5 protein-coding genes are annotated in these 2,980 nt (G+C 72.2%); 3 read left to right on the top strand and 2 right to left on the bottom strand.

The window, feature by feature from the left end:
* Together VIG79_RS16110 and VIG79_RS16105 are read right to left on the bottom strand one after the other, a co-directional pair.
* On the bottom strand, window positions 1–380 hold a 380-nt coding region (locus VIG79_RS16110; RefSeq protein WP_331887494.1), incomplete at its 3' end, for a uracil-DNA glycosylase family protein.
* Between the two features lie 68 nt (window positions 381–448).
* The gene (locus tag VIG79_RS16105) at window positions 449–976 is read right to left on the bottom strand and encodes a DUF6328 family protein (RefSeq protein WP_331887493.1); all 528 of its coding nucleotides are present in this window, start codon (window positions 974–976) and stop codon (window positions 449–451) included.
* A gap of 70 nt (window positions 977–1,046) precedes the next feature.
* Between VIG79_RS16105 and VIG79_RS16100 the strand changes: the two genes are divergently transcribed.
* From VIG79_RS16100 to VIG79_RS16090, 3 genes are all read left to right on the top strand, one after another.
* Complete coding sequence (locus VIG79_RS16100) at window positions 1,047–2,033, top strand: molybdopterin-dependent oxidoreductase (protein WP_331887492.1); 987 nt, start codon at window positions 1,047–1,049, stop codon at window positions 2,031–2,033.
* A 140-nt stretch (window positions 2,034–2,173) separates the two neighbouring features.
* Entirely contained in the window at window positions 2,174–2,401 is a 228-nt protein-coding gene (locus VIG79_RS16095; protein WP_331887491.1) for a hypothetical protein, read from the top strand.
* 2 nt (window positions 2,402–2,403) lie between these two features.
* Window positions 2,404–2,973: a Clp protease N-terminal domain-containing protein gene (locus VIG79_RS16090; protein ID WP_331887490.1), complete on the top strand. Its 570-nt coding sequence runs from the start codon at window positions 2,404–2,406 to the stop codon at window positions 2,971–2,973.
* Window positions 2,974–2,980 lie beyond the last annotated feature (7 nt).

Raw genomic sequence — 2,980 nt, 5'->3', positions numbered from 1 at the left:
GCGGTGACGTTCCAGCGGCTCGGCGTCGAGTGGATCCGCTGCTTGCCCTTCGTCGTGAACCGGAAGTGCTTGACCGCGTTGGTGACGTAGGCCCGACCCGGGTCGATCCCTGCCTCCTGCAGCGCGCCGACGAGGAGCCGGCCGGCGGGTCCGACGAAGGGCTTCCCCTGACGGTCCTCGCTGTCGCCGGGCTGCTCCCCCACGAGCATGAGGTCGGCGTGCGGGTCGCCGCGACCCATGACGACCTGGGTGGCGTCGCGGTACAGCTCGCAGCCCCGGCACGAGGGTGCGGCCGCGTCGAGCGCCGGGATGCTGTGGTCCTCGGGAACCCAGGGCTCGGCGCCCGGGTACTCCTGCCTCGACAACGAGCCCGCGGGCATACGTCCTCCTCAGCGCCCCTCAGTGACGAACCTGCCTGACGCATACCCCGCCCAGCGACGACCGACACCTAGCGCCCGGAGCGACCCTCCACCCGGCCGAGCAGCCGCGCGGGGAGGATCACCCATTGGAGGACGAAGAAGGCCAGGGCGAGCCCGCCCGCGATGAGGGCGGCCGTCGTTCCCGCGACGAACCCGAAGACCAGCACCACCACGGCGACGATGGTCAGCGCCAGGGTGGTGAGACCCGCCTTGGTCGACCGGTCGGCCGCCGACACGAGCTCGGGTTTGGCGCTGCGGCGGAACAGGATCCGGTGCGAGGCGACCGGGGCGACGACGATCACCGTCGAGACGACGGCGAGCGAGAGCGCGACGAGGAAGACGACTCGCAGCGGTGGCTCGAGCTCGCCGAAGCGCTGCTGGAACGGCACCGTGAGGAGAAAGCCGGTGAGGATCTGCAGGCCGGTCTGGGTGACCCGCAGCTCCTGGAGGAGCTCGTTCCAGTTCCGGTCGGCACGTTCTGTGGCGGTCTCGTCACGCTCCGGCCCGTCCGGGTCCTGAGAGTCGCCGCGGTCCTTGCGGCGGTCGTCCTCATCCACGATGCCGCTCCTCTCGTCTGCTGGGAGGGCAGCCTGCCATGGACCGTGCGTGGAGGCATACCGTGAGGAGGTGAGAGGCCGGTGGGCGAACCTGGCCCTGGTCGTGCTCGTGCCGGCCGCGGCCCTCTCCGGCGTCGGTCTGTTTCTCGTGGGCAGCGGCCCGGTGTGGCTCGTTGCCGTGCTCCACGCGGGTCTCGGGCTCGGCCCGCTCGCCCTGGTGCCGTGGAAGAAGCCGGTGGTGCAGCGCGGACTGCGCCGGATGCGCCACGGCCGCACCACGTCCCTCGTCCTCACGTGGGTGCTGCTGGCCGCGGTGCTGTCCGGGCTGCTGCACCTCGTCGGGCTGACCGGGCAGTGGCTCGCAGTGACGACGATGCAGCTGCACGTCACGGCGGGCGTCCTCGCGGCGGTCATCACCGTGGTTCATGCCGTCCAGCGCCCCGTCCGCGTCCGACGGCCGGACTGGGGCCGGCGGACCCTGCTGCGCACCGGCGGGGTGGCCGTCGTGGCCGCTGGCCTCGGAGTGGGGGCGATCACGACGGGCGCCGCCCTGGCCCGGGCGGGTGGCCGGCGGTCGACCGGCTCGTTCCGGCTCGACGATGACGAGGTGCCGGTCACTCAGTGGTTCCTCGACACCGTGCCGACCGTCGACCCGCAGGCGTGGCGGCTCACGGTGGTCTCCCCGCTCGGCGAGCACCGGCTGAGCCTCGCGGACCTCGCCGGGGGCGACGAGATGACGGCCGCACTCGACTGCACCGGCGGTTGGTGGGCGGAGCCGACCTGGGCCGGTACGCGCCTCGTGCGGCTGCTGCCGGACATCGACCGCGAGCTGAGCGTGGTCGTGACCAGCAGCACGGGGTACGCGCGTCGTCTCCCGTTGTCCGACGACCTCCTGCTCGCGACGTCGATGGGCGGTTCGCCGTTGACGGCGGGTCACGGCGCTCCGGTGCGGCTCGTCGTGCCCGGACGCCGCGGGTACCACTGGGTCAAGTGGGTCGAGCGTGTCGAGGTCGTCGCCGGTGCCTGGTGGGCCCAGCCACCCCTCCCGCTGCGCTGACGGTCACGGTCCCCCGCGCCGAGAGGTCAGCTTCTGCTCTCATCCGAGCGTTTTAGGAGCAGAAGTTGGCCTCTCGCGGGCCCGGTGGGGGTGTCAAGATGAGTTGACAACACCCGAGGCGTCAAGATAAGTTGACACTCATGAGTTCCGTGTCCGACCTGGCGAGCACCGCGTCGAGCAGCGACCCCGGCGAGGGTCTGCGGGCTGTCGTCGCCCTCCATGAGCTGCTCGAGCGCCTCGAGTACCTCCACGTCCGGCGCGCCCGGGAGCAGGGCTGGTCCTGGCAGGACATCGCCGGCGTCCTCGGCGTCTCCCGCCAGGCGGTCCACCAGAAGCACGGCCCTCGCATCACCACCGGGAAGGACTGACCATGTTCGAACGTTTCACCGCCTCCGCCCGCGGCACCGTGGTGCGCGCACAGGAGGAGGCCGCCGACGCCGGCGACCACCACGTCGGCACCGAGCACGTCGTGGTGGCCCTCGCCCAGGACGACGGTGTCGCCGGCGCGGTGCTCCGCGACGCGGGCGTGACCGCCGAGAGCCTGCGTCGCTGGCTGCGTCAGGTGCCCGCCGACGACGAGTCGAGCGGCCGCCTCGACGCCGACGCGCTCCAGAGCATCGGGATCGACCTCGACGACGTGCGGCGCAGGGTCGAGGAGACCTTCGGGGCCGGCGCGCTGGACGACGTCCCCGACCGAACCGGTGGTCGCCGGTGGGGCCGCCACAAGCACATCCCCTTCACCGGTCGAGCCAAGAAGTCTCTCGAACGCGGGCTGCGCCAGGCGATCATGCTCGGCGACACGCGGATCGGCTCGGAGCACCTCCTGCTCGGCGTCCTCGACGAGGGCAGCGGTCTCGGAATTCGGATGCTGCGCGACGTGGGGGTCGACCTGGCCCAGCTCCGCGCGACCGCCGTCGAACGGTCCCGTCGCTCCGCCTGAACCCGGA

Source organism: Lapillicoccus sp. (assembly GCF_036559105.1).
In the GTDB taxonomy this organism is placed as follows: domain Bacteria; phylum Actinomycetota; class Actinomycetes; order Actinomycetales; family Dermatophilaceae; genus Lapillicoccus.
Note: the sequence above shows the minus strand (reverse complement) of the source record. Positions and strands in the feature narration are given on the sequence as shown.

What these genes read in the sequence shown, in the direction of transcription:
- VIG79_RS16095 (WP_331887491.1), top strand. Translation starts at nt 2,174, where the DNA reads ATGAGTTCCGTGTCCGACCTGGCGAGCACCGCGTCGAGCAGCGACCCC.
- VIG79_RS16090 (WP_331887490.1), top strand. Translation starts at nt 2,404, where the DNA reads ATGTTCGAACGTTTCACCGCCTCCGCCCGCGGCACCGTGGTGCGCGCA.